We start from the raw sequence: 26,591 nt of genomic DNA, 5'->3' as shown, positions 1-26,591 counted from the left end.
ATAGTTGTCCGGTAGGAGCCGCCCCGAAGGATCCTCGTCCCCCGGACCCGCAGCCCCGATGCACTGCAAGACGAAAGGGAAGACAAGATGAGCACCACCCCCGCTCCGCTCACCGGAGCCTCCACCATCCAGACGTGGCTCGACGATCCGGCCGGAGGCGAAGTCCTGCGCGGACTGCTCGCCCAGGGCGGCCAGAGCGCCGAGGCGCTCGCGCCGATCGCCGGGCTGCCGCTGCAGAACCTCGTCGCCATGAGCGGCGGCGCGTTCCCGCAGGAGGCCCTCGACGCCCTCGTCGCACAGGTGAACCCCGACTACGTGCCCGAGGCGGCGGCTGCGACCCCGAAGGGCCAGTGGGCCGAGAAGATCACCGCCGGCCGCTTCACGGGCCAGACCGTCATCGTCACGGGCGCGGGCTCCGGGATCGGCCGCGCCACCGCGTCGCGCGTCGCGCGCGAGGGCGGCCGCGTGATCGCCGTCGATGTCAGCCAGGAGCGCCTCGACGAGTTCGTCGCCGCGCACGAGGGCGCCGACGTCGTCGCGCTGACCGCCGACATCACCGATGACGAGGGCGTCGCCCGCATCGTCGAGGCCGCCGGCGAGCGCATCGACGGCCTGGCCAACATCGCCGGGATCATGGACGACATGACCCCCGTCGGCGATGTCACCGACGCCGTGTGGGACCGCGTGTTCCGCGTGAACGTCACCGGGACCATGAAGCTCATGCGCGCCGTCATCCCCGCGATGCTCGCGCAGGGCAGCGGCTCGATCGTGAACACGTCGTCCGAGGCGTCGCTGCGCGGCTCGGCCGCCGGTGCCGCGTACACGGCGTCGAAGCACGCCGTCGTCGGCCTCACGAAGTCGAGCGCGTACATGTACGGCCCGAGCGGGATCCGCGTCAACGCGGTGGCCCCGGGCGCCGTCATCACCAACATCGAGGCGAAGTTCAACTCGCCGCTGGGCGCCGAGCGTGTGCAGGCCGGCATGGCGGTGATGGTGCCGCCGGTCACGCCCGATCGCCTGGCCGCGTCGATCACGTTCCTGCTGTCGGACGACGGCGTGAACGTCAACGGCCAGAACCTCGCGAGCGACGGCGGCTGGTCGGCAGCCTGACCCTCGCCCGCAGACCGCGACGCCCCGGCCGACCCGACGGCCGGGGCGTCGCCATTCATCCAGGGCGAGCGGATGCCGCCACCCGGCCGTTCCCGACGACTGCGAGGTTGTCGCGCGCCCAGCCTCCGGACTTCTCCGGACCGTTTCTGGCGAATCGCCAAGAACGGCGCCCTGCACGTGCCGATCGTGGCGAATCGCAGACTCGGCGCGTCGGCCCCGGAAGCACGCGACGCCTCGGCCGCCGGCATCCACCTCGCCCTTCCTGGCGAATCGCCAACAGCGACGTCGCAAACCGGCGGATTCTGGCGAATCGCCAAATCCGGCGGGAACCACGACGACAGCGGATGCCGCCACCCGGCCTCCCCGCGTCGCCCGGGTCAGAAGGGCCAGAGGAGCGGCACGTAGTAGACGGCCATCAGCAGGAAGAAGAGCACGAGCGGCAGGCCGAGCTTGTAGTAGTCGCCGAACCGGTACCCCGCCGGATCCATGACCATGAGGTTCGCCGGGGTCGCGATCGGCGTCAGGAACGATGCGGCGCCGGCCACGGTGAGCGCCATCATGAACGGCTGCACCGAGACGTCCATGGCCTGCGAGACCGAGATCGCGATCGGAGCCACGATGAGCACGGTCGCCATGTTGCTGATGAGCTGGCCGAGCACCACCGTGAGCACGCACAGGCCGAGCAGGGCGACCTGGGGGCCGGCGTCGCCCAGGATCGACAGCATCCATTCCGCGATCATGTCGGCGGTGCCGGTGGAGATGAACGCGGTCGACAGCGGGATCATGCCGGCGATCAGGACGACCGTGGTCCACGAGATCGAGTGGAACGCCTGCGTGGCGGTGACGGTGCGGGTGAGCACGAGGGCGCACGCGGCGAGCAGCGCCGCCACCGCCGGCGGCACGAGCCCGGTCGCCAGCAGCACCACCATCGCGAGGAGGATCACGGCGGCGCGCTTGGCGCCGCGGCCGAGCGGCACCGAACGCCGCAGCAGCGACGGGTCGTCGACGGCGAGCACCCCGGGCTGGCTCGCGCCCCGCGCGAGGTCGTCCCAGGCGCCCTGCAGCAGCAGCGCGTCGCCGGCCTGCACGACGAACTCGGCGCCCTTGAGGTGCTCATCCCCGCGGCGCGCCGCGAGCACGACGAGGTCGCCCTTCTTCGTGGACATCCCCGCGCACAGCGTCTTGCCGATGAGCGGCGACCGCGGTGCGACCACCACCTCCGTCACGCCGTTGACGGGTCCGAGCAGCATGCCCGTGTCGAGCGACAGCTCATACTGCTTGCGCAGCAGGCGGGCGTGGCGCATGAGGTCCTTGGGCATGAGCGCGCCGCGCCGCTCGGGCAGCAGCCGACCGCCCAGCAGGAGGATCGCCACGGTGCCGACGAGGATCGGGATGCCGACGAGCGCGAACTCGAAGAAGCCGAACTCGCGGCCGCCGGCGCCTGCGGCGAACTCCGACACGATGATGTTCACGGGCGTTCCGGTCAGCAGCAGGAGAGACCCCGCCGAGGCCGCGAAGGCGAGCGGCATCAGCAGCTTCGACGACGCGATGCCGGCGCGCGCCGCGACGACGACCACCAGCGGCAGGAGCGCCGCGACCGCGCCGTTGATGCTGATGAGTGCGGTGAGCCCGGCGACCAGAAGGGCGATCACGATGACGAGCGTGTTCCGCTTGGTGCCGGCGCGCCCGATGACCTTCTGCCCCGCCCACGCGGTGATGCCCGTGGCGTCGAGCGCCTCGCTCACGACGAACAGCGCCGCGATGAACAGCGTGGTCGGATCGCCGAAGCCCGCCAGCGCCTCGGGCAGCGTCAGCACGCCGGTGAAGAACAGCGCCAGCGCCACGCCGATCGCGACCACGCCGATCGGCACGCGGTTGCTCACGAACGCGATGACCGCGAGGACCAGGATGACGAGCGTTGCGGCGACGGGGTCCACGCGCCCAGCGTAGCCACCGCGCCCGCGCGGGGACGGCGGCGGCCGCGCACGTGCGCAGAATCGGATCCGCATGTGCGGACCTCCCGCGCGACGCGCCGGGTCGCCGGCACCGGCGCACGGCGTGTCGCGTCGTCCGTCCGCTTACGCGGATCCGCGTGAGCGGATCGTGGATGCCGCCACCCGCGGCTGCGGCTGCCACCTGCACCCGCGCCTGCCACCTGCACCCGCGCATGCCACCTGTGCCCGCGCCGCCACCTGCACCCACGCCTGCCACCTGCGGCCGCGCCCGCACCCGCGGACGCCGCGGCATCAGCCGCGGAGCACCGCGAGGCCCGCGACGTCGTAGGCCAGCTCGACAGCCTCGAAGATCGCAGCGTCGATGGTGCGGGGTGCGAAGGCGTCGCCGATCGTGACGACGCGCGGTGCGGCATCCGCGGCTCCGGCGATGCCGACCGACTCCCGCGGTTCGACGGCCACCACCGTGTCGACATCGTCGAGCGTCGCAGTGACGCCGGTGAGGACGTCGCGCACGACGACCTCGCGTGCGCTGGCGCGTTCGACACGGTGGGACGCCCGGCGACGGAAGCCGGCGTGCGCACCGAGGCGCTCCAGCAGCAGCGGGCGGTCGTAGCCCGCGCCGATGTGGGGGAACACGGTCTCGAACGGCGTGACGAGCTCCAGCTCCTCGACGTGCGGCAGGAGCATCAGCGCGATGCCCGCGGCGTACGCGGTGCCGTCGGCGTCGACGAGCGCGACGCGCCGGCCGAGCGCGTCCGGATCGGCCACCGCGGTGAACGCCTCGATCGTGCCCTCGGCCGGGAACCCGCCGGCGTACGCACCACCGAGCGCGAGCGACGTGGTGGCGGGGGCCACGGCGCCGGTGGCCACGACGACGCCGTCGGCGCCGAGCTCGCGGAGCTCCCCTACCGTCGCGGAGACGCCGAGCCGCACCTCGACGCCCGCGGCCGCGAGGTCGCGCACGAGGTCGTCGACGAGCAGCCCCACGCTCTCACGGCCCGGGACCCGTCGCGCGAGCCGCAACTGGCCGCCGAGCTCGGAATCCCGTTCCACGAGAGTCACGCGGTGCCCGTCGTGGGCGAGCTCCACCGCCGCGCGCATGCCTGCCGGTCCCCCGCCGACCACGACCCAGCGCTGCGGCACCGCAGCGCTCGGACGCGGTCCGCGCTCGAGCTCGCGGCCGGCGAGCGGATTGACGGTGCACGACATCGGGAGTCCGCGACTTCCGCGTCCGAGGCACCCCTGGTTCAGGCGGATGCAGTGACGGATGCCGGGGCTCGCAGCATCGACGGGCGCGGCGCCGACCAGCTTGCGGCCGAGGTCGGGGTCGGCGATCTGGGCGCGCGTGAGGGCGACCATGTCGGCGACTCCGGAGGCGAGCACCTCCTCCGCCTCTTCGACCGAGCGGGCGGCGCCTACGCCGAACACGGGGATGTCGGGGTTCGCGGCCTTCACCGCGGCGACGTCGTCGCGCAGCCACGCGTAGGGCATCGGCGACGACGGGAAGACGTAGTGCACGTTGTGGTACCCGCCGGCGGCGAGGTCGAGGAAGTCGAGGCGGACCTCGGCGCGCAGCCGCGCGATCACGTCGCGCATCGCGACGCCGTCGAGCCCTTCGGGGTGGAATTCGTTCGCGACGATGCGGATGCCGACCGTGAAGTCGTCACCGACGCGATCGCGCACAGCGCGCAGCACTTGGCGCGGCAAGCGCGTGCGTCCTTCGAGATCGCCGCCGTACTCGTCGGTGCGCGCGTTGTACAGCGGCGAGAGGAACTGGTGCAGCGGGTACCCGTGGGCCATATGGATCTCGACGCCGTCGAATCCGCCCGCCCGCGAGTGCTCCGCCGACAGCGCCCAGCCGTCGACGAGCGCCGCGATGTCGTCGTGGTCCATCGCGCGCGCGGCGTGGGCCGTCGACGGAGACAGTATGCGCGAAGGGGCATACACCGTGCGCGGACCATCCGGACCGTCGGCCTGCGCCTGTGCGCCGTGGTGGTTCAGCTGCACGAAGACCTTCGCGCCGGCCTCGTGCACGGCATCCGTCATCCGCTTCGACGCGGCCACGCCTTCGGGGCGGTACGCGTCCTCGAAGCCCTTGATCGACCCCGTCGCGTGCACGAAGTGATTGCCCGCGACGAACAGGCCGCAGCCGCCGAGCGCCCGACGCACGTAGTACGCGGTCTCGCGGTCGGACTCCACACGGTCCGAGTACTGCTTCGAGTGCGCCGTCTGCATGATGCGATTCGGCACCGTGACGGCGCCGATCCGCAGCGGCTGCGCCAGCAGAGAGGGAGGGCTCGCGGTCATGTGCCGAGCTTAAGGGCCGCTCGTGCGGCTCACCCCGGATCAGAGGCCCGCGAGCGCCTGATCGAGGTCGGCGAGCAGGTCGGCGGCGGACTCGATGCCCACCGATAGCCGGACCACCTCGGGCGGGACGGCGAGCTCGGTGCCGCGCACCGAGGCGTGCGTCATCTCGTCGGGGTAGTTCATGAGCGACTCGACGCCGCCGAGCGACTCGGCCAGCTGGAACAGCCGCGTCGACTCCGCGAACCGGCGCGCCGCGGCCGCGTCCGCGAGGGCGACCGACACGATGCCGCCGAAGCCGCTCATCTGCCGTGCGGCGAGCTCGTGTCCCGGGTGCGACGCGAGGCCGGGGTAGTACACGCGGGCCACCGCACCGTGCGAGGAGAGGAAGGATGCCACCTCCTGCGCGTTCTCGCTGTGCCGCTGCATGCGCAGGGCCAGCGTCTTGATGCCGCGCGTCGTGAGCCACGCGTCGAGCGGACCCGACACGGCGCCGACCGCGAACTGCAGGAACTTCGCGTCGCCGTACAGCGCATCGTCGTTGAGCACGAGCGCGCCGCCCACGACGTCGGAGTGGCCGCCCAGGTACTTGGTCGTGGAGTGCACGACGACGTCCGCGCCGAGCGCGAGGGGCTGCTGCAGCGCGGGCGACGCGAAGGTGTTGTCGACCACGACGAGCGCGCCGGCGTCGTGGCCCAGCTTCGCGAGCCCCGCGATGTCGGTGATGCGCAGCAGCGGGTTGCTCGGGGTCTCGACCCACACGATGCGCGCGGGCCGTTCCTCGAGCGCCGCGCGCACGGCGTCGAGGTCGCTCATGTCGACGACGCGCACCGTGACGCCCCATGCGCCCAGCACGCGCGCGATGAGCCGGAACGTGCCGCCGTACACATCGTTGCCCAGCAGCACCTCGTCGCCGGGCGTAAGCGCCGCGCGCAGCAGCGCGTCCTCGGCCGCGAGACCCGACGCGAACGACAGCGCGTGGGCACCGCCCTCGAGGGCCGCCAGCTGCGTCTCGAGCGCCGTGCGCGTGGGGTTGCCGCTGCGGCCGTACTCGTACCCCTCGCGGAGCCCGCCGATGCCGTCCTGGGCATACGTGGTCGAGAAGTGGACGGGCGGGATCACCGCCCCGGTCGTCGGGTCGAACGCCTGCCCGGCGTGCACGGCACGGGTCTCGAAGCCGGAGTCGGCGGTGGGATCGGTCATGCGGGTGCTCCTTCGTGAGGGGTGCTCGGGGACGCGACGTCGAAGCCGTGCTCGCGCATCCAGTCGTCGTCGTAGAACCGGTGGAGGTAGCCCCGGCCGTGGTCGGGCAGCAGCACGACGACCACGGCGTCGGAGGGAAGATCGCGCGCGGTGCGCAGCGCCGCGACGACCGCCATGCCGCTCGATCCGCCGACCAGCAGGCCCTCCTCGCGCGCCAGGCGCCGGGTCATCGCGAACGACTCAGCGTCGGGGATGCGGAGGATCTCGTCCGGAACCGACGGGTCGTAGCTGTCGGGGAGGAAGTCCTCGCCGACGCCCTCCACGAGGTAGCCGTGCAGCGGGCCGCCGGAGTAGATCGACCCTTCGGGGTCGGCACCGATCACGCGCACCGCGCCGCCCGACACCTCGTGCAGATAGCGCCCCGTGCCGCTGATGGTGCCGCCGGTGCCGATGCCGGCCACGAAGTGCGTGACGCGGCCGTCGGTGTCGCGCCAGATCTCGGGGCCGGTCGTCTCGTAGTGGCTCAGCGGGCCGTTCGGGTTCGCGAACTGGTTCGGCATGAACGCACCGGGGATCTCGCGCACGAGGCGATCGGCGACGCTGTAGTACGAGCGCGGGTCGTCGGGCGGCACGCTCGTGTCGGTCTCGACGACCTCCGCGCCGTACGCCCTGAGCACGTCCACCTTGGTGCCGGCGAACTTGTCGGGCACCACGAAGACCATGCGGTAGCCGCGTGCGATGGCGGCGAGTGCCAGGCCGACGCCGGTGTTGCCGCTGGTCGGCTCGACGATGGTGCCGCCGGGCTGCAGCAGCCCGTCGCGCTCGGCCGCGTCGAGGATGCGGGCCGCGATGCGGTCCTTAGCAGAACCGCCGGGGTTGAAGTACTCGACCTTGGCGAGCACCGTGGCGGCGATGCCATCGGTGACGCGGGTCAGCTGGACGAGAGGGGTGTTGCCGACGAGGTCGGCGACGCTCTGGGCGTAGCGCACGTGAGGATCCTCAGGTGTCGATGCCGCACGCGCGGGTGCGGCGGGTTGTCAGGGGTCGCGGAGGTCTGCCTGAAGCGGAGGCTTCAACAGCAGGGGCGACAACACCGACAGGTCAACACGCGGGCAAGTCTAGACGGCGACCACCGCCGCGTACAGGCGACGGACGAAATCCGCCGTCATGCGGCTCCGCATACGCCGTGCGGCACGACCTCGGCGACGCATGGCGTGCAGCCGTTGCGGGCGCTGAGCAGGGTGCGCTCGAGCACCGCGATCGTCGTGCCGCCGCCGCGGCCCGTGAACGACGGCATCCGCAGCACCTCCCCCAGCAGCGTCCGCCGCACGCCGAAGAACCGCTCCAGGTCGTCGTCCGTGAGGAACGCCGGCAGCGTGCGCGTGAGCTCTCGGATCACGGCGGGCTCGGCATCCGCGCGCACCATCCACGCCCGGCGACGCAGCTGCCGGCGGAACTCGGCCTCGGGAACGAACCAGCGCCGACCGAACCGGTAGCCGGGCAGCTCGCCGTTCGCGAGCCGGCGGGTGAGGGTCGCCGGTGTCAGACCGGCGAGCTTGGCGGCCGCCGCCGCCGTGAGGAACGGCGAGCCGCCGGTGCCGCGGCGGGTGGGGGTGACATCGAAGCTCACACCACGCAAGACGCCCGCGGCGGCGTTTCATGACGGCGGGCCCAGAAGACGAGTGGATGCCGGCGGCCGCGGCCGCCGGCATCCACTCGTCCCCTCGTCACCAGGTCGCGACGTACTCCGATCGGCGGACCAGCGCGGCCTGCTCCACGAGCGGCAGGGAGCGGTCGACGGCTTGAACGACACGGCGGGCCACGTCGGGCGAGCTCAGCCGGTAGTCGGTGAAGTCGCTGTTGGAGGCGTACACGCCGATCGGCAGCGTGAGCGCCTGGAAGAAGCCGAACAGCGGGCGCAGCTGGTGCTCGATGATGAGCGCGTGCCGTTCACCGCCGCCGGTCGCGGCCAGCAGCACGGGCGTCCCAACGAGGTCGTACTGGCCGACGAAGTCGAACAGGTGCTTGAACAGGCCCGTGAACGACGCACGGTAGACCGGGCTCGCCGCCACCAGCAGGTCGGCGGACTCGATGGCCTGCAGCGCGCGCTCCACCTCGGGGGCGACGTCCTCCCGGCGCAAGGCTCCGGCGAACCCGGGGCCGAGCGCCGCGACCTCGACCAGCTCGGTCTCGGCCGCGGCGCGGTCGGCGACGCCGGCGAGGATCGCCCGCACGAGGGCCGTGGTGCGGCTCGGCTCCTGCAGCGACCCCGACACCCCCACGACGCGCAGCGGCCGCAGCTCACGGCCGTCCGACGTCGCCGAGCCGTGCGCGGCGGCGACTCCCGCGGCGGTGGCCGCAGCGAGCTCGACGGCGCTCACGACGCGTCCTCCGGAGGCGCGACGGGGCGCCCGATCGAGAGCATCAGCCGGTTCGCCCAGTTGAAGAAGGCCGCGCCGTGGATCACATCCGCGATCTCGAGGTCGTCGAGCCCGACCGCGCGCAGACTCGCGACGTGCGTCTCGTCGAACGCCAGCGGCGTCGCGGTGAGGGCTGCTGCGGCGGCGACGATCGCGTTCCACCGCTCCCCGAGGTCGGCGTCGATGCCCTCGTCGAGCAGGCGGTCGACGAGCTCGGGCGCCTTCGAGAAGTGCGCGGCGAACCGGGCATGCACCGACGCGCAGAAGACGCACCCGTTGACGCGCGACGCCGCTGCGGCGGCGAGCTCGCGCTCGGCGCGCGGCAGCCCCTCAGCCGTGTTGTAGAAGATGTCCTTGTCGACGAGCGTGCGCGCCCGCAGGATCTCGGGGTCGCGCGCGAGCAGCCGGAAGTAGTCGCTCGATGCCCGCGGACGATCGACCAGGCCGTCGTAGTGGCGCTCGGTGAGCTCATCCACCGGCAGCGGCTCCAACCAGGGGAGCCACCCGACCTCCCCGCGCGTGAACGCGTGGGGATGAGGCGCGTCGTGCGTCAGGACGATGTCTTCGGTCGTGGTGCCGGTCATGCGGAGACCTCCTCGGGCGATGCGGACGGAGCGGCGACAGACGACGACAGCGCGCGGAGACCCGCGGCGACGCGCTGCTGGAAGGCCAGGAACGACACAAGCTGCGACAGCGTCACGATGCCGTCGGTGCTCCAGCCCGCGTCGACGAGGCGGGCCTGGGCCGCGGCATCCGCCTCCCGCGGGCGGAACGTGAGCAGGTGCGCGTGCGCGAGCGCCGCCGTGAGCCGTTCCCCGAGGGCGTCGCGCGCGGCGATGCCGGGCTCGTACCGGCGCCCGTCCGTGCTCTCGTCGGCCAGGCCCTCCTCGCGGTAGGCGCCGAAGGGGCCCGCTGTGGCGGCGGCGGACGCCTCCGCCAGCACGATCTCGGTGCGCCGGGCATCGGCGGCCGCGGCGACGTCGGCGTAGCGGGCGGCGGTCGCGTCGTCGGCGGTGGAGCGCGTCGCGAACGCGGCGACGAGCAGGCGCTCGTCGACGGTGAAGGCGGCGTCGTCCCGCGGGTCGAACAGCGCGTCGTGGCTGGCCTGCAGCTGCTCGCGGGTGACGGGCCGCCGTCGGCGGAGGGCATCGAGCGGGTCGCCGGCGCGGATGCCGACGAGCTCGTCGACGACGTCGACGGCCCCCGTGAGCTCAGCGGTGGTGGTCATGAGGTCTCCTTTCCGAGACGGCCGAGGGGTGCGAGGGAGCGGTCGGTCCAGCCGAGCGCCGGCGCGACCTCGCCGGCGAACAGCTCGATGGACCGCAGCACGAAGTCGTGCGGTGCGTCGACGGAGTGCACCTGGAACGCCACCTCGGTCGCTCGCGACAGGGTGGAGTCCGCCGCGAGCGACGCGGCGACGTCCTCGGGCGTGCCGAGATGCGTGTCGGTCGCGGCGATGAGATCGTCCAGCGCATCGTCGGGCAGATGATGCCCCGATCGCCGCAGCCCTTCGGCGGCGCGGCGCAGCCCCACCTCGGCGAACCGCAGCGCGTCGGCGCGGTCGTCGGCGACGAAGAGCGTGCGGGATGCCGTCACGCGCGGGTCCACTCCGGCAGGCAGAGCCTCCAGGTACCGGTCGATGATGGGGTGCTGCAGGTCGGCGAGGCTCGCGCCGAGTGCGTCGGCCGGACGCGGCTGCGTGCGCGAGAGCAGCAGTCCGTGACCGTGGATGCCGGCACGCGTGCCGCCCGCCGGCGAGAACGTCGCCTGCCACACGCGGTCGGCGAGGGAGCCGGCGTCGGGGTACAGCGTGTTGCCACCGCCGATCTCGCGTCCGGCGAGCGCGTCGAGCAGCACCGTGAGCTTGCGGTCGTACACGGCGGCCTTCGCCGCGACGTCCTGTCCGAACGGCACGAACGACGACGGCGTGCCGCCGCTGCCGAGTCCGAGGTCGATGCGTCCGCCCGACAGCAGGTCGGCCACCACCGCGTCCTCGGCCACGCGCACCGGGTCCTCGAGCGGAAGCGTCACCACGCCCGTGCCGAGGCGGATCTCGCTCGTCGCGGCGGCCGCGTGCGCGAGGAACACGAACGGCGACGGCAGCCCGCCCTCCGCAGCGCGGAAGTGGTGCTGCGCCACCCAGGCGCGCCCGACCCCGAACCGCTCCGCGTGGCGGATCTGATCGGTGGCCAGCCGGTAGCGCTTGGCAGGCGGCGCGTCGTCGAGGAGGCGTGTGAAGAAGGCAAGAGACGGCGCGGTCATGCCGCGACCTCCGATCGTCCGGGCACGGCTGCCAGCAGCTCGCGCGTGTAGTCGTGGATGGGGGTCGAGAAGAGGTCCTCGGTGCTGCCGGACTCGACGACGCGGCCGCGGCGCATCACCGACACGGTGTGGCTGATGCGCCGCACGACGGCGAGGTCGTGCGAGATGAACAGGTACGTCAGCCCGAGCTCCTGCTGCAGCGACTCCAGCAGCTCCAGGATGCGCGCCTGCACGGTGACGTCGAGGGCCGAGACCGCCTCGTCGAGCACGAGGACCTCGGGACGGATGGCGAGCGCCCGTGCGATCGCGACCCGCTGCCGCTGGCCGCCCGACAGCTCACGCGCCGAACGCTGCAGCACGTCGGCGGGCAGCTTCACGCGATCGATCAGCTCGGCCGCGCGCGCGTGCCGCTCGCTCCGCGTTCCCTCGCGGAAGTTGTGCAGCGGCTCGGCGACGATCTGCGCGACGCTCTGGCGCGGGTCGAGCGACGAGAACGGGTTCTGGTAGACGAGCTGGATGCGCCGGCGCAGCTGCCGCAGTCCCTCGCCGCGCAGGCCGCCGATGTCGGCCAGCCCGCCGTCGGCGGCGGCGAGCTCGATGCGGCCGGCGTCCGGCTGCAGGAACCTCGTCACGAGCCGCGCCGTCGTCGTCTTGCCAGACCCGGACTCCCCCACGAGCGCGTGCGTGGTCCCCCGCCGCACCTGGAACGACACGTCGTCCACGGCCCGGAAGGCCGCGCGCCCGCGCACCGCGAACTCCTTCACGAGTCCCTCGGCCACGATGGCATGGGGGTTCTCGGCGGCGGCGGTCGCGGCATCCCGGATGAACAGCGGGGGCTCCGGCCGGCGGAAGTCCTCCGTCGCCAGCGCGGGCGCGTCGGCCAGCAGCTGCCGCGTGTACGGATCGGAGGGAGATGAGAGGATGCCCGCACTCGGCCCCTGCTCGACCACGAGGCCCCGATTCAGCACGACGAGGCGCTGGGCACGATCGGCGGCGACGCCGAGGTCGTGCGTCACGAGGAGCACCGACGTCCTCTCCTCACGGCGCAGGTCGTCGATGAGGTCGAGGATGCGGCGCTGCACGGTGGCATCCAGCGCGCTCGTCGGCTCGTCGGCGATGATGAGCCGCGGGCTCAGCGCCACGGCGATCGCGATGAGCACGCGCTGACGCATGCCGCCCGACAGCTCGTGCGGGTACTGGCGCGCCCGCAGCGCCGGATCGTCGAGACCGACCCGCTCGAGCAGCTCGAGCACGCGACCGCGGCGGACGCCGGCGTCTCTGACGCCGTGCACCCGGAGGATCTCACCCACCTGCACGCCGATCGGGCGCACCGGGTCCAGCGACGACGTCGGGTCCTGGGGCACCAGGCCCACCTGGGCGCCGCGCACGCTGCGCAGGCGCTTCGGGTTCCAGCCGGTGATGTCGACGCCGCCCAAGGCGATCGTGCCGCCGTCGACGCGCCCGCCCTCGGGCAGCAGTCCGATGAGGGCGTGCGCGGTCGTCGACTTGCCCGACCCGGACTCGCCGACCAGCGCCACGACCTCGCCCTCGCCGACCGTCACGTCGACACCGTGGACCACCTCGCGGCGACCGCTGCGGGTCTGGTACGACACCCGCAGGCCCTGTACGTCGAGCACGCTCATCGCGTTCCCCTTCCGATCGACTGGCTGATGCGGTTGGCGCTCAGCACCACCACGACGACCACGAGGCCGGGCAGAGTGGTCAGCCACCATGCCGTCGCGACGTAGTTGCGGCCCTCGGCGATGAGCAGACCCCACTCCGGCGTCGGCGGCGGCGCGCCGTAGCCCAGGAAGCCGAGAGTCGAGATGGCCAGGATCGCCCCGCCGAACTGCAGCGCGGCCAGGCCGACGACGGCGGTGAGCGAATTGGGCAGCACGTGTCGTCGGAGCACCGACGCGAACGAGCCGCCGCTGCCGAAGGCCGCCTCGACGTAGTCGGTGCGGCGCACGCGGACGACCTCCGACCGCGACAGCCGCGCGAACGATGCGACGCTGCCGATGCCGACGGCGATCGCCGCGTTCACGGTGCCGAAGCCCAGCAGGATGATCACCGACAGCGACAGCAGCAGGCCGGGGATCGACAGCAGCACGTCGACGATCCGCATGAGCACGTCGTCGAGCCAGCCGCCCACGGACCCCGCGATCACGCCGAGCAGGGTGCCCGCCGCGAGGCCCACCGTCACCGCGATGAGCGCGCCCGACAGCGAGTGGATCGCGCCGTAGACGACGCGCGCGTACAGGTCGCGGCCGATCGCGTCGGTGCCGAACCAGTGCGCCGCGCTCGGCGGCAGCAGCTTGTCGGCCGGCACGCCGTCGATCGGGTCGTACGACGTGAACAGCCACGGCACGACCGCCCACAGCACGGCGACGACGATCACCGCGACGGCGAGCGCGAGGGTCCACGACGGGCGCCGGCCGCGGGCGAACAGCCGCGCGATGTTCGCGCGCCGCGACGGCTGGCCGTCGGGAGCGCCCGCGTCGCGGGCGATGGGGTCGAGGACGGTTCGGGATGCTTCGTCCCTCGCGGATCCGGCGGTGGCGGCATCCACCACCTCCTCCTCTTCCTCGAGGATCGGTCCCTGAGCCTGTCGAAGGGTCATGCGGAGGCCTCCTGGAGGACGGGAGCAGACGACGTGCGCGGGGCGCGGGTGCCGCGGCGAAGCCGCGGGTCGAGCACGGGATACAGCAGGTCGACCACGAGGTTGACGACGACGAACGTGAGCGCCGCGAGCACGACGATGCCCTGGAGCACCGGGATGTCCTGGCTCGAGACGGCCTGCTCGGTGATGCGGCCGATGCCCGTGCGGCCGTACACGGTCTCGGTCACCACAGCGCCGCCGATCAGCTCGCCGAACAGCACGCCCGCGATGGTCAGCGTCGGCAGCAGCGCGTTGCGGGCCACCGACCGCCACAGCACCCACGACGGCGAGGCGCCCTTGGCGTGCACCACGGTGACGAACGGCTGCAGCTGCACGTCGTCGATGCTGCGCACCAGGATCTGCGCCAGGGGCGCCGAGATCGGCACCGCCAGCGTGATCACGGGGAGGATGAGTCCCACCGCCGGGTCGGCCGCGACGATCGGCACCCAGCCCAGGCCGAACGAGAAGACCTGGATGAGGAGGATGCCGAGCCAGAACACCGGCACCGCCACGAAGATGCCCGGCAGAGCCTGGAGTCCCCGGCGCAGCCAGCCGAACGGCGACAGCGTCGAGAGGAACGCGATCGCGAACGCGAGCACGGCGGCCAGCGCGAACCCGAGGCCCGCCAGCACCGCCGTCGCAGGAAGGGCCTCGCCGATGAGCTGCAGCACGGGCGTGCCGTACTGGGTCGAGTAGCCGAAGTCGCCGTGGGCGTACCCCGTCAGCGTGGCCCAGTACTGCTCCCACCACGTCGAATCGGCTCCGTAGGCGATGCGGATCTGCTCGATCTGCTCGGCGCTCAGCCCGAGCGACGGGTCCTGGTACTTGATCAGGATCGCGTCTCCCGGCAGCAGCTGCAGCAGGATGAACGTGGCCGTGAAGGCCGCGATCAGAACGATCGCGGCCTGCCCGGCGCGTCTCAGCGCGTAGCTCATCGGTTCGGCCCCCGGTGCCCTACTGCTTCTTGTCGAGCCACACGTCGTAGAACAGCGGACGCGCGACCGACTCGAACTCGATGCCCTTGACGTAGGGTGCGGCGCCGTAGACCTGCGGCTCCTCGAACAGCGGGATGACGTACGCCTGCTCGGCGAGGTAGTCCTGGACCGCCTGCGAGGCGGCGATGCGGGCATCCGGGTCGGCGGTCGACGCGACGGTCTCGAGCAGCTCGTCGAGCTTCGCGTCGTCCGACAGCAGCGTGTTGCGGTTCTTCGTGTAGTACTGGCTCTTGATGACGTCGAGGTCCGCGCGGCCGACCATCGAGTGGTACAGCGGGGTCTTCAGCGGATCCGTGATGTCTTCCGCGTAGCTGCCGGCGTCGGCGGACTTCACGTTCAGCTCGACGCCGATCTTCTTGAGCTGCTGCGACACGAGCTCGAGCGTCTGCTTCGACAGCGGCTGAGCCTTGGCCTCATAGACGTCGAGCGACAGGCGCTGCCCGTCCTTCTCGCGGATGCCGTCCGATCCCTCTTCCCAGCCCGCTTCGTCGAGCAGCTTCTCGGCCTTCTTCGGGTCGTACTCGTAGTACTCCGACTCGTCCTTGTAGCCGAGGGCGGTCGAGCTCAGCGCCGACGTGGCGCGCGGGTAGTTCTCGGTGAACACGGTGTCGACGACCTCCTGGCTGTCGACGCCCGCGACGAGCGCCTGACGCACCTTGATGTCGCTGAGGATCGGGTTCGTGAACCGCAGGCTCAGCGCGTTGTTCACGCCGCGGGTCTGCGGGGCGTACAGGTCGAAGCCGCCGGACTCGACGCGCGCCTCGTCGAACGCCTGCACGTAGCGGATGTAGTCCGCCTGGCCCGACAGCAGCGAGCCGATGCGCACGCTGTCTTCGGGCGTGACGATGAGGTGGATCGTATCGAGGTACGCACGACCCTGGTGCTCCGAGCTCGGCGGCGCCCAGTCGTAGTCGTCGCGGGCCTGCAGCGTCAGCTCGGTGCCGAGCTTCTCGTCGGTGATCGTGAAGGGGCCCGAGCCCACGATGTCGGCCGCGTTCCCGGCGCCGAACTCCTCCAGCGTGCGGTCCAGCGTGGCCGGCGACAGCAGGCCCGAGTTGATCGTGGACGTCGCCTGCAAGAAGCCGGGGGCCGGCGCGCTGAAGCGGAACGTCACGGTGTCGGCGTCGACGACCTCGCTCGACGCGTAGTTGTTGATCGCCTCAGAGACCGTGAGCCCCAGGTCGGGATTGCCGAGCCCGTAGGTGTCGAAGTTCTTCGCGACGGCCGCAGCGTCGAGCGGCGTGCCGTCCGAGAAGGTCACGTCGTCGCGCAGGTCGAACGTGTACTCGGTCGCGTCGTCGTTCACGGTCCACTCGGTCGCGACCCACGGCTCGATCTCGAGCGTCTCGGGGTTCTGCCACGTCAGGCGCGCGGTGATGTTGTTGACCAGGCCGCCGTTCGGGTAGAACCCGGCCTGCGGCGGGTAGAGGTTCGTGTACGTCTGGTATTCGAGGTAGGTCAGCTCGCCGCCGGCGACGGGCTCTCCGGCGGTGTCTCCGCCGGTGGCGGTGGGCTGCTGCGACGCGCACGCCGTGAGGGATGCCGCGGCGACGAGCACCGCGACGGCACCGGCGACGATTCGCGATGCGGGACGGGACATGTGGTTCTCCTGGGTTCGGGAAGGCTGTGCAAGGTGTGTCGGCAACGCTAGGGAGGGGCATCGCGTCCCCGTTCTTTGCGACGTCACGGCCGTTCACCGTCCGCAAGCGGAGGTCACCGGGAGTCACGCGGGGTAATACGGACCACCCGCTCGTTGAGCGAGCGAAGCGAGACGAAACGCCGCAAGCCGCCCTCAGGACTCGGCCACCCGCGCGGCGTAGGCGAAGGGGCTGGTTCCCGAGAGCGTCTCACCGCGTTTCGTCTCGCTCGTTCCTCGCTCGCTCAACGACCGGGATGGCTGCGACCTCGCTCGCTCAACGACCGGGTTCCCCCGCCGACCCCCGGTCGCTGAGCGAGCGCCAGCGAGACGAAGGGCAGCGCCTACCGAGCGAGCGCCTCGGCGTGGGCCAGGCGCGGGGCGCCCAGCGACAGGCGCTCGCGCAGCGTGACGCCGTGGCGTCCGATCAGACCGCGGCGGCGCAGCTCGGGCACGGCGAGCGCCGTGAACGCCTCGAACTGCGCGGGCTGGAAGGCCGACAGCACGTTGAACCCGTCGGCGGCGCCGGCATCGCGCCAGTCCTCGAAGTGGTCGGCGATCACGGCGGCACTGCCGACGACGAAGTTCGCCGGAACGGCGTGCGCGGCGATGAGATGCCGCCACGTCACGGGATGCGCCCCGCCGAGGTCGCGCCCGGTGCGGGCACGCACGATGTCCAGCGTGCGCGCGGCAGCCTCGGCGAACCCGGCGGCGGTCGCAGCGGTGACGGCGTCATCGACGGAGGCGCTCCGCGCCGGGTCGTCCGGCTCGATGCCGGCGACGTCGAGGAACGACGCGAGCGACCTGTTCGCCGGGAACCCCGGTCGCTGCGCGTGGTCCGACACGCCGTCGTCCAGCGGCACGAGCAGCAGCAGCCGGTCGACGATCGCGCGGGCGGCGGCATCTGTCTCGGCCACCACCGGCAGCACCGGCACGATCACCTTGAGATCCTCGGGATCGCGACCGGATGCCGCGGCCAGCGCCCGCAGCTCGGCCCGCGTCGCAGCGGCCACGGCCGGGTCGCCCGCCGCGATGAGCGCGAGGTCGGCCTCCGTGGCGGCGAGCGCGCGAGAGCGCGGCGATGTGCCCGCGTGCACGATCGGCGGATGCGCCTGCGGCGGGCGGGCGACGTTGAGCGGTCCTTCGACGCGCACCTGCGTGCCCTGCAGCGCGGCGGTCCGCAGCCTGTCGGCGTCGATGAGCACGCCGCTGTCGGCGTCTGCGATCCACGCGTCGTCGTCCCACGACTCCCACAGCAGCCGCAGCGCCCGCACGAACTCCTCGGCGCGGTCGTAGCGCGTCTCATTGTCGGCGTGGGCGTCGCGGCCGTGGTTCGCGGCCGCACGCGGCTCGGCGCCCGTGACGAGGTTGACGCCGGCGCGTCCGCCGGTGAGCAGATCCAGGGACGCCGTCGCCCGCGCTGTCGCATACGGATCGGCGTACGTGGAGTTCACGGTGGCGATGAGGCCGATGCGCTCGGTGATGCCCGCGAGGAACAGCACCGCGCTCACCGGATCGATGCGCGCCAGCAGGTACGGGTCGCGGAACTCCAGGTCGGGCCCCGTGGCCAGCCAGTCGCCGAAGAACAGGTAGTCGAGGTCGGCGCCCTCGGCGAGCTCCGCGACGCGGCGCAGCACGGCCGCGTCCGTCCGCGGGTCGGCGTGCGCGCCCGGGTGCCGCCACCCCGAGGGGTAGGCGCCGAGCGTGCGCACCATGGCTCCGACGACGAGGGGTCCGGTGGCGGCATCCGTCATACCGGCACCACGTCCAGAGAAGGAGCCGAGCCGACGGCCGCGAGCCGGCCGCGCGACCGCGACCACTGGCTCCACGATCCGGGGTACACGACGACGTCGATGCCCGCCAGCGCTCCGGCGAGCGCGGTGTGGGTGGCGGCGATGCCCGAGCCGCAGTACGCGGCGACCGCGACCCCCTCCGACACCCCGGCCGCCGCGAACTCGGCGCGGATCTCGTCGGGGCTGCGGAACTTCCCGGCGGTCAGATGCACCGTCGTGGGCAGGTTGACGGCGCCGGGGATGTGCCCGCCGATGGGGTCGTGCGGCTCGGAGTCGCCGCGGTACCGGTCGGGCGCGCGCACGTCCAGCAGCAGGCCGTGGTCGGGCCACTCCTCGACCCCGTCGATGTCGGCGACGCCCTCGGTGATCTCTTCGAGCACGATGTCGCCCGGTGGACGGGGCAGCACGTCGCCCGTATCGAGCGGCAGGCGTTCGGCGAGCCAGCCGCGCAGGCCGCCGTCGAGCACGCGGACGTCGGCGATGCCCGACCGCGTCAGCACCCACCAGGCCCGCGCGGCGGCGACGGAGTGCACGTCGTCGTACGCGACGACGGTGTCGCCCGCCCGGATGCCCCACCGTCGCGCCGCGGCCTGCAGCTGCTCGCGCGACGGGAGAGGATGCCGCCCCTCACGGGGATCGCCGCGCCGCGCGAGTTCGTGGTCGAGGTCGACGTAGACGGCCCCGGGCAGGTGACCGTCGAGGTACGCCGGGCGTCCCTCGGGCTGGTCGAGGCGCCAGCGCACGTCGAGGATCCGCGGCGGGGTGCCGCCGCGGATGAGATCGGCCAGCTCGGTAGGCGAGATGAGTGGGGAAGGCATGGGGTCATGCTCGTCCCGCGTCACCGGCTCGGGAACGGTGTGACGACACACGCCGCGACCGGGCGTCATACGCCGCGACATGGCGTCATGCGGCGTCACACGCGTTCACGCAAGATGCGTGAGGCGGTCGTCTGCGCGCTGCCCTACGATCCGGAAAACAGACGTCAGGAGAACTGGATGCCGCACCCCGAGGACCCTCGTCCGGGCACGCCCTTGCGCGGCCTGCGCGCACGGCGGACGATCGCCGGACTCGCGGTCGTGGCCGCGATGACGCTTCTCGCCGGCTGCGGGTCGGGCGTCTTCCCGTTGCCGACGAACCTGCCGACCTCGCTCCCGACGAATCTGCCGACCAACCTGCCCACATCGCTGCCGACCAACCTGCCGACGGATCTGCCGACGACGAGACCCACCGATCTCCTCCCGACGCGGAGCCCGTCGGCTCGACCGACCCCGGACCCCGAGCCGACTGCCACCACCGAGCCGGCCCCTCTGCCCGAGCCGACCTCGACGGTCGTACCTGAGCCGACGGTCGCTCCCGTGCCGGAGCCGACCGTCGGGCCGACTCCGACCCCGACGGCCACCCCGACGCCGACTCCGACCCCGACGGCCACCCCGACCGCCACCCCGACCGCCTCGGCGACGCCCACCGCGACGCCGACCGCGGAAGCGGCCGACACCGACGTCTCACCGGCGAACTGGGTGCCGTGGGTCATCGTGCTGCTCGTGCTGGTGGCCGGCGCGGTCACGTACCTGATCGTGCGGCGACCTCGACGGCCCGGACCACCGGCGCAGTGAGCCCCGGCTGTCGGCAGCGGCTTTCCGTCTCGGTCGCTGCTCGCTCGCTCGGCAATCGGGCTCAGCCGCGCAGCGCGAGGACGAACGGCAGCACGGCCGTCGCGCCGGCTCGGCGGAGTTCTCGCGCCGCGACGGTGAGCGTCCAGCCGCTGTCGACCCTGTCGTCGACGAGCAGCACCGGGCCGCCTGGCACGTCGAGCCGGTCGGCGGAGAACCGCCCCCACACGCCCGCCACGCGGAACGCGCTGTTGCCTCCGGCCTGACCCGTCGGTCCGCCGTCCACGAGGTCGAGGGCGCCGAGGTACGGCAGTCGTCCGATATCGGCGATGCCCCGCGCGAGCGAGTCCACGAGCTGCGGCTTCGTGCGGGACGGCATGGCCACCACGGCGACCGGGCGCTCGTCCCAGCGCCAGTCGGCCAGCACGCGCACGCACGCGGCGAGCACGTTCTGCGGCACCGGCTGGTCGGCGGCACCCGCGGCGAACAGCTCGCGCATCGCGCCGCCCCAGCCGAGGTCGGTGAGGCGTGCGAGCGCACGGCCCTCGCTCGCCTGCTCGTCGGCGGCGATGCGGCCCTTGGCGGCGACGCCGAGCCGATCGGCTCCGGTCGGCCACTGCCGGCGCGGTTCGATCGGCACGCCCACGCGGTCCAGTGCCGCGGTCGCGGCATCCGTCGCCGTCGCGGCGATCTCGGTCGGGAACCACGCGCCGGCGCAGTTGTCGCAGCGGCCGCAGGGCGCCGCGGTGTCGTCGTCGAGCGACCGCTGCAAGAACTCCATGCGGCAGCCGGCGGTCTCTTCGTACTCGATCATGTGCTGCTGCTCGGCGACCCGTTCGGCCGCGATGCGACGGTAGCGCTCCTCGTCGTATGTCCACGGCTGACCGGTCGCGATCCAGCCGCCCCGCACCCGCTCGACGGCGCCGTCGACGTCCAGCACCTTGAGCAGCAGCTCCAGCGGCGTGCGGCGGATGTCGACGATCGCCTCCAGCGCGGGCGTCGACAGCGGACCGCCCGCCTGCGACAGCGCCGACAGCACGCGCTCGGCGCGCTCGCGGTCGGGCATCGACGCGGTGGCGAAGTAGTGCCAGATGTCGCGGTCCTCGACACCGGGCAGCAGCAGCACATCGGCGGATTCGGTGGCGCGGCCGGCGCGGCCGACCTGCTGGTAGTACGACACCGGCGACGAGGGAGCACCGAGGTGCACGACGAAGCCGAGGTCGGGCTTGTCGAAGCCCATTCCGAGCGCACTGGTCGCCACGAGCGCCTTGACACGGTTGTCTTTCAGCAGCGCCTCCGACTCCTCGCGTTCGTCGGTGTCCGTCTGCCCGGTGTAGGCGCGCACGTCGTAGCCGCGCTCACGCAGCAGCCGGGCGGTGTCGTTGGCCGCAGCGACGGTCAACGTGTAGATGATGCCCGAGCCCGGCAGATCGCCGAGGTGGCTGAGGAGCCACGCGAGACGGCTCTGCGAGTTCGGCAGTCGCAGCACGCCCAGCCGCAGCGACGCCCGCGCGAGCGGGCCTCGGATGGTCAGAACGCCCTCGCTCTTCGGCGCACGCGGACCGCCGGCATCCACCGTCCCGCCCGCGTCTGCGCCGGCATCGAGCTGCTCGGCCACGTCGGCCACGACGCGGCTGTTCGCCGTGGCCGTGGTGGCGAGCACCGGCACGCCGGCCGGCATACGCGCGATGAGATCGCGCAGGCGCCGGTAGTCGGGCCGGAAGTCATGGCCCCAGTCGCTGATGCAGTGCGCCTCGTCGACGACGAGCAGCCCGATGCGCTCGACGAGCTGCGGCAGCTGCTCGTCACGGAAGGACGGGTTGTTCAGACGCTCGGGCGACACCAGCAGCACGTCGACCTCGTCGGCGTCGAGCTGCGCGAGCACGTCGTTCCACTCGTGCGCATTCGTCGAGTCGATCTTCACCGCGCGGACGCCCGCGCGCGCGGCGGCGGCGATCTGATCGCGCATGAGCGCGAGCAGCGGCGACACCAGCACCGTCGGGCCCGCGCCCCGGCGGCGCAGCAGGAGCGTCGACACGAAGTACACGGCCGACTTGCCCCACCCGGTGCGCTGCACCACCAGGGCGCGCCGGCGGTCGTCGACGAGCGCCTGGACGGCCTCGAACTGCCCGTCGTGGAAGTCGGCGTCGTCGCGGCCGACGAGCGCGCGCAGCACCTCGAGGGCTTCGGTGCGGGTGTCGGTCGTCGCTGTCACGCGTTCCACCCTGCCTCATGCCGCTGACATCCGCGGCCCCGTCCCGATCGCCATGTGGACGAGGAGCCACCGGGCGCGTGAATCATGCGTCTGGGGAGGAGCCGCCCGCGTGCTACCGTGGCCGCGACGGAGGGAGGCACCGTGTTCGACGCCATCGGCATCACGCTGCGTGCCCTCCTCGCGGTGGTCGCGAACGCGCTGCGACCCGCCGCAGACCTGGTCGCCGCCACCGCGCGGCCCCTGCTCGAGACCGCGCCCCTCTCGGCCGACGCCGGAGCGCTCGTCCTCGCGGTGACCCTCGTCGCGACCCTCGCGGTGCTCGCCGTCGCGATCGCGCTGTTCCGCGCCCCCGCGCACACCCCGACCGCCGGAGCGCATCCGCTCCGGGCGATCGCCGACGCGACGCGTCTCACGGCGTCGCACCCCGACGCGCCGGGCCACTCCCGTCCGCGCGCGCCCGGTCACGCGGCCCTGGCCGCGTAGCCTCACCGCGCACGTCCCGCCGATCGGGCGTCCGGCGGTGCCTTCGTGGCCGCATGCCACGAACCGACACCGGACGAAACGGACATCCTTTGGACCTCTACGCCTTCCCACCCGTCGCCGCGATCCTCGACGCGGCCTATGCCCTCCTCATGCAGCTCATGGCGCTGCTCGAGCCGATCGCCGGAACGGCGGCGGCCTCGGCATCCGTCATCGCCCTCACCCTGCTGGTACGCGCCGCGCTCATCCCGGTGGGGATCTCGCAGGCCAAGGCCGAGCAGACCCGCAGCCGGCTCGCGCCGAAGCTGCGCGAGCTGCAGAAGCGCTACAAGCGCGACCCCGAGCGCCTGCAGCGCGAGACCATGAAGCTGTACGCCGACGAGAAGACGTCGCCGTTCGCCGGCTGCCTGCCGATGCTCGCGCAAGCGCCGGTCGTCGCCGTCGTGTACGCGCTGTTCCTCCACCCCGCCATCGCCGGTCACGCCAACTCGCTGCTGGTGCAGCAGCTGTTCGGCGTGCCCCTCGGGCTCAGCGCCGTCGGCGCTGTCGCCTCCGGCACGGCGACACTCGGGACGGCGGGGGTGTTCGCGGGGGTCATCGCAGTGATCGTCGTGGTCGCCGAGCTGACGCGGCGCGTGTTCCGCCCGCAGATCGATGGATCGGTGGATGCCTCACCCCTCGCCGGCGCCGGCATGGCGCGTGTCGCGGGCGCCCTGCAGTTCACGACGGCCGTCTTCGCGCTGTTCGTGCCGCTGGCCGCCGCGCTGTATCTGGCGACGACGGTGGCGTGGACGCTCGTGCAGCGCGTCGTGCTGAGACGGAGGTATCCGCTCGCGGAGCGGTGAGGCGCGGCATCCACCCCTTGAAAGAGCCTGGTCAGGCTCCTATCCTGGCGCCAGGTGGTCGGGGAGGGCCATCACCTCGGGACGCACGACGGCCGGCGCACGGAAGGGCAGCCCATGGAGCACTCCCCGCACGGGGCGCAGCAGACCAGACGCGGCCTCCGCCGACGCCGGACCCTCCGCTGGCGGCGCGTGCGCGTGATCCTCGCGGCGGGCCTCGTGCTCGGAGTCGGCGCGTTCGCCACGATCGCCGCCTGGACCGACACCGAGAACGCCACCGGAACCTTCGGGACGAGCGTCTTCGCCACCGAGTCGCAGAGCGCGGGTTCGCCGACGTACGCCGGTCACCCGACGGCGCCGGGGGCCGCACTCGCCTTCAACGCGACGGCCATGTCGCCGGGCACCTCGTTCTACGCGTGGCTGAACATCCGCACCACGCCGGCGTCCACGGTCGGCGGCACGGTGACGCTCACGGGAGCGACGCCGAGCGGCGCCCTCGCGCCGGCCCTGCAGTACCGCGCCGTGCGGATGGCGGGCCCGAGCCCGGGCTCCGCGTGCGACGCCACGGCGTTCTCAGGGTCGCCCACCTTCATCGCGGGTTCGAGCTCGACGTACCTCGCGGTGACCCAGGTGCCGGCATCACCGGTGGCCAGCGCGATCGGGGCGGCCGGCGCCCAGCTCGGGTTCTGCATCGAGGTGCGGGTCGCGCCGGGCTCGGACAACTCCTACCAGGGGCAGGCCGCGACCGTGACGTGGACGTTCACGGCGACCTCGGCGAGCTGACATGGTCAGTGGCGGCACGGCGGGAGCTCGGGTGATGCCGCGGCGGGCCGTGGCGGCGCTGCTGGCTCTCGTCGGCGTGCTGGGCGTCGCGCTGCTGCAGCCATCGCCGACGGAGGCGGCCTGGGTGCGCACCGATGTGGCGGGCGATACGACGCTGAGCGCGGGCACGGTGGCGCCGGTCACGCAGATGACCTGCACGGCCGGGCTCCTGCAGCCTGTCACCTTCAGCTGGACCGCACCCACCGGCGGCCTCACCCGCACCGGCTACCGGTGGACCGTCACCGGGGGTCTCAACAACAACGGGGGCGACCTCCCCGCGACCGCGACGAGCATCTCGCTGAACACCGGCCTGCTCGGCCTCGGCTCGGGCACCTTCTCGCTCTACGTCCTCGGCCCGGGCGGCTGGCGATCCGGCGCGAAGACAGGCTCGCTGTCGTTCGCGACCGTCGTGCTCGACGTCCTCTCGACCTGCTCAGTACCGTGACCCGCGGCATCCATCGTCATTCCTCCCGCGCGTGCAGCAGCCCGCTGGCGGCGCCCAGCGCCGCGCCGACCAGCGTGTCGACGACACGTTCGGTCGCGACGGCGACGGTGTCGACGGCACCGGTGGCGGCACCGGTGAGCAGCAGCACGAGCGGCGTGATGAACACGAGCGCGAGCGCGTAATTGCGCACGACCACCAGTTCGATGGTGAACTGCAGCACCCCCAGGGTGAGCGCGAGCCACAGCGCAGGGATCGGCAGCGGCGCCAGCAGCAGGTAGACCCCCGCGCCCACGACGGTGCCGATCATGCGGTGCAGTCCGCGGGCGAAGGCCGCCCGGCGGTCGGCCGCCACGCCGATCACCGCGACGGCTGCGCCGACGATCCAGTACGCCCGATCGGGATCGAGCACGAGGCCGAGCGCGATCCCGACGACGGTGACGATCGCGACCCGCGCGAGCAGCAGGCGTTCGCCCGGCGGCCACGACGGTCCGGGAAGGATCTGATGCAGCGGCCGTGCTGCGACCCGCCGCCGGCTCGGCAGCGCCAGCGGCGCGAGCGACACGAGTGAGGCGAACAGGATGCCGCATGCCACGGTCGCCACGTAGACCCCGGCATCCGCTCCGGAGGCGACGATGTGCGACGACAGTCCGTACACCAGGACGACGAAGAGGGGTCCCGGCGGCCCGATGCGGAAGCCGAACATGGCGGCGGCAGCGGCGATGGACACGGCGGCGAGCCCGACCAGCGTCGCGACCTGCGACGGGCCCGCCAGGGCACCGAGCAGCGCGGCGACCGTCAGGGCACCCGCGATGAACGGGACGACGCGCAGGCGCTCGATCACCGGGAGCTGTGTGGCGTAGAGCGCGACGAACGCCCCCGTCGCGGCCTGGAAGCCGAGATCAGGTCGCCCCAGCATCGCCATGACCGCGATCGGCACGGCCATCGCGATCGCCGCGCGCAGTCCGATCGGCCACCGCGGCGCGGGAGCGGGTGCGAGCCGGAACAGGCTGGCCAGAGCGTGCTGCAGGTCGGCCGCGAATCTGCGGCCACGGCCGTGTCGCGGCATCCGGTCTCCTCTCCCCCTCCATCCTCTCCCGTCCGCACAGAACTTCCAATTGGAGGTTTTTGGTCGACAGGCTGGGTATCATCGGGCTATGACCTCCACGCCCGCCGACGCACCGCGGTCGCGCGGGCGCTACGCGAAGGGCATCGCGCGGCGTCAGGAGATCCTCGACAAGGCGATCGAGGTGTTCGCCAAGCGCGGGTCGCAGAAGACGAGCCTGCGGGCGATCGCCGAAGAGGTCGGCGTGACCCACGCCGCACTCACCCACTACTTCGGCTCGCTCGAAGAGCTGCTCGTCGCGGTCTACCGCGAGTCCGAGCGCAAGCCCGTCGTCGAGAAGCACGCCCCGCCGGCAGATTCGAGCCCTGCCGCAGCGATGCAGCTCGCTGCTGAAGAGAACCGGGCGATCCCCGGTCTCGTCCAGCTGTATTCGACCCTGGTCGCGATGGCGCTGGAAGACAACCATCCCGCGGCGCACCAGTTCGCGACCGACCGGTTCGCGCGCCTGCGCAACGACATGGCCGAACAGGTGCGCGGACTGCAGGCATCGGGTCACATGCGCGCCGACCTCGATCCGACTCTCGTCGCCGCCCTCGTGATCGCCGCCTCCGACGGCCTGCAGACGCAGTGGCTGCTGGACCCCGCGGTCGACCACGAGGCCGCGCTCGAGATGCTCGACCGACTGCTGCGCGGCGGCCCCGCGACCTGAGCCGGTCGGGTCTCTCGGCCCCCGGCATCCCGCGCCTCCCCTGTTTCGGCGCCCGCCCTCCCCTGTGC

24 protein-coding genes are annotated in these 26,591 nt (G+C 72.6%); 7 read left to right on the top strand and 17 right to left on the bottom strand.

All coding sequences use genetic code 11. The features are described from left to right. Positions 1–87: 87 nt before the first annotated feature. Complete coding sequence (locus JNB62_RS18000; protein ID WP_220302276.1) at positions 88–1,110, top strand: SDR family NAD(P)-dependent oxidoreductase; 1,023 nt, start codon at positions 88–90, stop codon at positions 1,108–1,110. Positions 1,111–1,487: 377 nt separating this feature from the next. Here JNB62_RS18000 and JNB62_RS17995 read toward each other — a convergent pair whose 3' ends face one another. From JNB62_RS17995 to JNB62_RS17925, 15 genes are all read right to left on the bottom strand, one after another. After that, complete coding sequence (locus tag JNB62_RS17995; protein WP_220302275.1) at positions 1,488–3,047, bottom strand: SLC13 family permease; 1,560 nt, start codon at positions 3,045–3,047, stop codon at positions 1,488–1,490. Positions 3,048–3,356: 309 nt separating this feature from the next. Continuing rightward, positions 3,357–5,372: an oxidoreductase gene (locus JNB62_RS17990; protein ID WP_220302274.1), complete on the bottom strand. Its 2,016-nt coding sequence runs from the start codon at positions 5,370–5,372 to the stop codon at positions 3,357–3,359. Between the two features lie 39 nt (positions 5,373–5,411). Beyond that, the gene (locus JNB62_RS17985; protein WP_220302273.1) at positions 5,412–6,572 is read right to left on the bottom strand and encodes a cystathionine gamma-synthase; all 1,161 of its coding nucleotides are present in this window, start codon (positions 6,570–6,572) and stop codon (positions 5,412–5,414) included. After that, the gene (locus JNB62_RS17980; protein WP_220302272.1) at positions 6,569–7,561 is read right to left on the bottom strand and encodes a pyridoxal-phosphate dependent enzyme; all 993 of its coding nucleotides are present in this window, start codon (positions 7,559–7,561) and stop codon (positions 6,569–6,571) included. The genes JNB62_RS17985 and JNB62_RS17980 overlap by 4 nt, the downstream gene beginning before the upstream one ends. A 176-nt stretch (positions 7,562–7,737) precedes the next feature. Then, entirely contained in the window at positions 7,738–8,202 is a 465-nt protein-coding gene (locus JNB62_RS17975) for a helix-turn-helix domain-containing protein (protein WP_220302271.1), read from the bottom strand. Between the two features lie 97 nt (positions 8,203–8,299). Next, the gene (gene msuE, locus JNB62_RS17970) at positions 8,300–8,953 is read right to left on the bottom strand and encodes an FMN reductase (RefSeq protein WP_308291845.1); all 654 of its coding nucleotides are present in this window, start codon (positions 8,951–8,953) and stop codon (positions 8,300–8,302) included. Further along, entirely contained in the window at positions 8,950–9,576 is a 627-nt protein-coding gene (locus tag JNB62_RS17965; RefSeq protein WP_220302270.1) for an alkylhydroperoxidase domain protein, read from the bottom strand. The genes msuE and JNB62_RS17965 overlap by 4 nt, the downstream gene beginning before the upstream one ends. Continuing rightward, positions 9,573–10,220 (bottom strand): CMD domain protein, encoded by a 648-nt coding sequence (locus tag JNB62_RS17960; protein ID WP_220302269.1) that lies wholly within the window; start codon positions 10,218–10,220, stop codon positions 9,573–9,575. Before JNB62_RS17960 ends, JNB62_RS17965 begins: the two co-directional genes overlap by 4 nt. Then, positions 10,217–11,254 carry a putative FMN-dependent luciferase-like monooxygenase gene (locus JNB62_RS17955; protein ID WP_220302268.1) on the bottom strand — a complete coding sequence of 346 codons (1,038 nt, stop codon included), beginning with the start codon at positions 11,252–11,254 and terminating at the stop codon, positions 10,217–10,219. Before JNB62_RS17955 ends, JNB62_RS17960 begins: the two co-directional genes overlap by 4 nt. Next, positions 11,251–12,897 (bottom strand): dipeptide ABC transporter ATP-binding protein, encoded by a 1,647-nt coding sequence (locus tag JNB62_RS17950; RefSeq protein WP_220302267.1) that lies wholly within the window; start codon positions 12,895–12,897, stop codon positions 11,251–11,253. The genes JNB62_RS17955 and JNB62_RS17950 overlap by 4 nt, the downstream gene beginning before the upstream one ends. Further along, complete coding sequence (locus JNB62_RS17945) at positions 12,894–13,874, bottom strand: ABC transporter permease (protein ID WP_220302266.1); 981 nt, start codon at positions 13,872–13,874, stop codon at positions 12,894–12,896. Before JNB62_RS17945 ends, JNB62_RS17950 begins: the two co-directional genes overlap by 4 nt. Continuing rightward, positions 13,871–14,848, bottom strand: coding sequence for an ABC transporter permease (locus tag JNB62_RS17940; protein WP_220302265.1), 978 nt, complete (start codon positions 14,846–14,848; stop codon positions 13,871–13,873). Before JNB62_RS17940 ends, JNB62_RS17945 begins: the two co-directional genes overlap by 4 nt. Before the next feature lie 19 nt (positions 14,849–14,867). After that, on the bottom strand, positions 14,868–16,508 hold the full coding sequence (locus JNB62_RS17935) for a TIGR04028 family ABC transporter substrate-binding protein (RefSeq protein ID WP_220302264.1): 1,641 nt from the start codon (positions 16,506–16,508) through the stop codon (positions 14,868–14,870). Between the two features lie 380 nt (positions 16,509–16,888). Beyond that, complete coding sequence (locus JNB62_RS17930) at positions 16,889–18,298, bottom strand: NtaA/DmoA family FMN-dependent monooxygenase (RefSeq protein WP_220302263.1); 1,410 nt, start codon at positions 18,296–18,298, stop codon at positions 16,889–16,891. Then, positions 18,295–19,155 carry a sulfurtransferase gene (locus tag JNB62_RS17925; RefSeq protein ID WP_220302262.1) on the bottom strand — a complete coding sequence of 287 codons (861 nt, stop codon included), beginning with the start codon at positions 19,153–19,155 and terminating at the stop codon, positions 18,295–18,297. Before JNB62_RS17925 ends, JNB62_RS17930 begins: the two co-directional genes overlap by 4 nt. Positions 19,156–19,332: 177 nt before the next feature. Here JNB62_RS17925 and JNB62_RS17920 point away from each other — a divergent pair, with 177 nt between their 5' ends. After that, a complete protein-coding gene (locus tag JNB62_RS17920) occupies positions 19,333–19,950 on the top strand; it encodes a hypothetical protein (protein ID WP_220302261.1) in 618 nt (205 codons plus the stop codon). Between the two features lie 61 nt (positions 19,951–20,011). Here the strand turns inward: JNB62_RS17920 and JNB62_RS17915 are convergent, their stop codons facing one another. After that, positions 20,012–22,162: a RecQ family ATP-dependent DNA helicase gene (locus JNB62_RS17915; RefSeq protein WP_220302260.1), complete on the bottom strand. Its 2,151-nt coding sequence runs from the start codon at positions 22,160–22,162 to the stop codon at positions 20,012–20,014. A gap of 117 nt (positions 22,163–22,279) precedes the next feature. Between JNB62_RS17915 and JNB62_RS17910 the strand changes: the two genes are divergently transcribed. The 4 genes from JNB62_RS17910 to JNB62_RS17895 all read left to right on the top strand — a co-directional run bounded on the left by JNB62_RS17910 (position 22,280) and on the right by JNB62_RS17895 (position 24,751). Next, entirely contained in the window at positions 22,280–22,645 is a 366-nt protein-coding gene (locus tag JNB62_RS17910) for a DUF6412 domain-containing protein (protein ID WP_220302259.1), read from the top strand. Positions 22,646–22,734: 89 nt separating this feature from the next. Continuing rightward, a complete protein-coding gene (locus tag JNB62_RS17905; RefSeq protein ID WP_220302258.1) occupies positions 22,735–23,487 on the top strand; it encodes a YidC/Oxa1 family membrane protein insertase in 753 nt (250 codons plus the stop codon). Between the two features lie 114 nt (positions 23,488–23,601). Next, a complete protein-coding gene (locus tag JNB62_RS17900; protein WP_220302257.1) occupies positions 23,602–24,267 on the top strand; it encodes a SipW-dependent-type signal peptide-containing protein in 666 nt (221 codons plus the stop codon). Between the two features lie 34 nt (positions 24,268–24,301). Then, positions 24,302–24,751, top strand: a complete 450-nt coding sequence (locus JNB62_RS17895; RefSeq protein ID WP_220302256.1) for a hypothetical protein — start codon at positions 24,302–24,304, stop codon at positions 24,749–24,751. A gap of 16 nt (positions 24,752–24,767) precedes the next feature. Here JNB62_RS17895 and JNB62_RS17890 read toward each other — a convergent pair whose 3' ends face one another. Further along, entirely contained in the window at positions 24,768–25,817 is a 1,050-nt protein-coding gene (locus tag JNB62_RS17890) for an FUSC family protein (protein WP_223231248.1), read from the bottom strand. Between the two features lie 88 nt (positions 25,818–25,905). On the opposite strand from JNB62_RS17890, the gene JNB62_RS17885 reads away from it, so the two are divergent. Next, complete coding sequence (locus tag JNB62_RS17885) at positions 25,906–26,523, top strand: TetR/AcrR family transcriptional regulator (protein WP_220302255.1); 618 nt, start codon at positions 25,906–25,908, stop codon at positions 26,521–26,523. Positions 26,524–26,591 lie beyond the last annotated feature (68 nt).

Origin of the sequence: Microbacterium jejuense (genome assembly GCF_019511665.1) — a bacterium.
GTDB lineage: Bacteria > Actinomycetota > Actinomycetes > Actinomycetales > Microbacteriaceae > Microbacterium > Microbacterium jejuense_A.
Note: the sequence above shows the minus strand (reverse complement) of the source record. Positions and strands in the feature narration are given on the sequence as shown.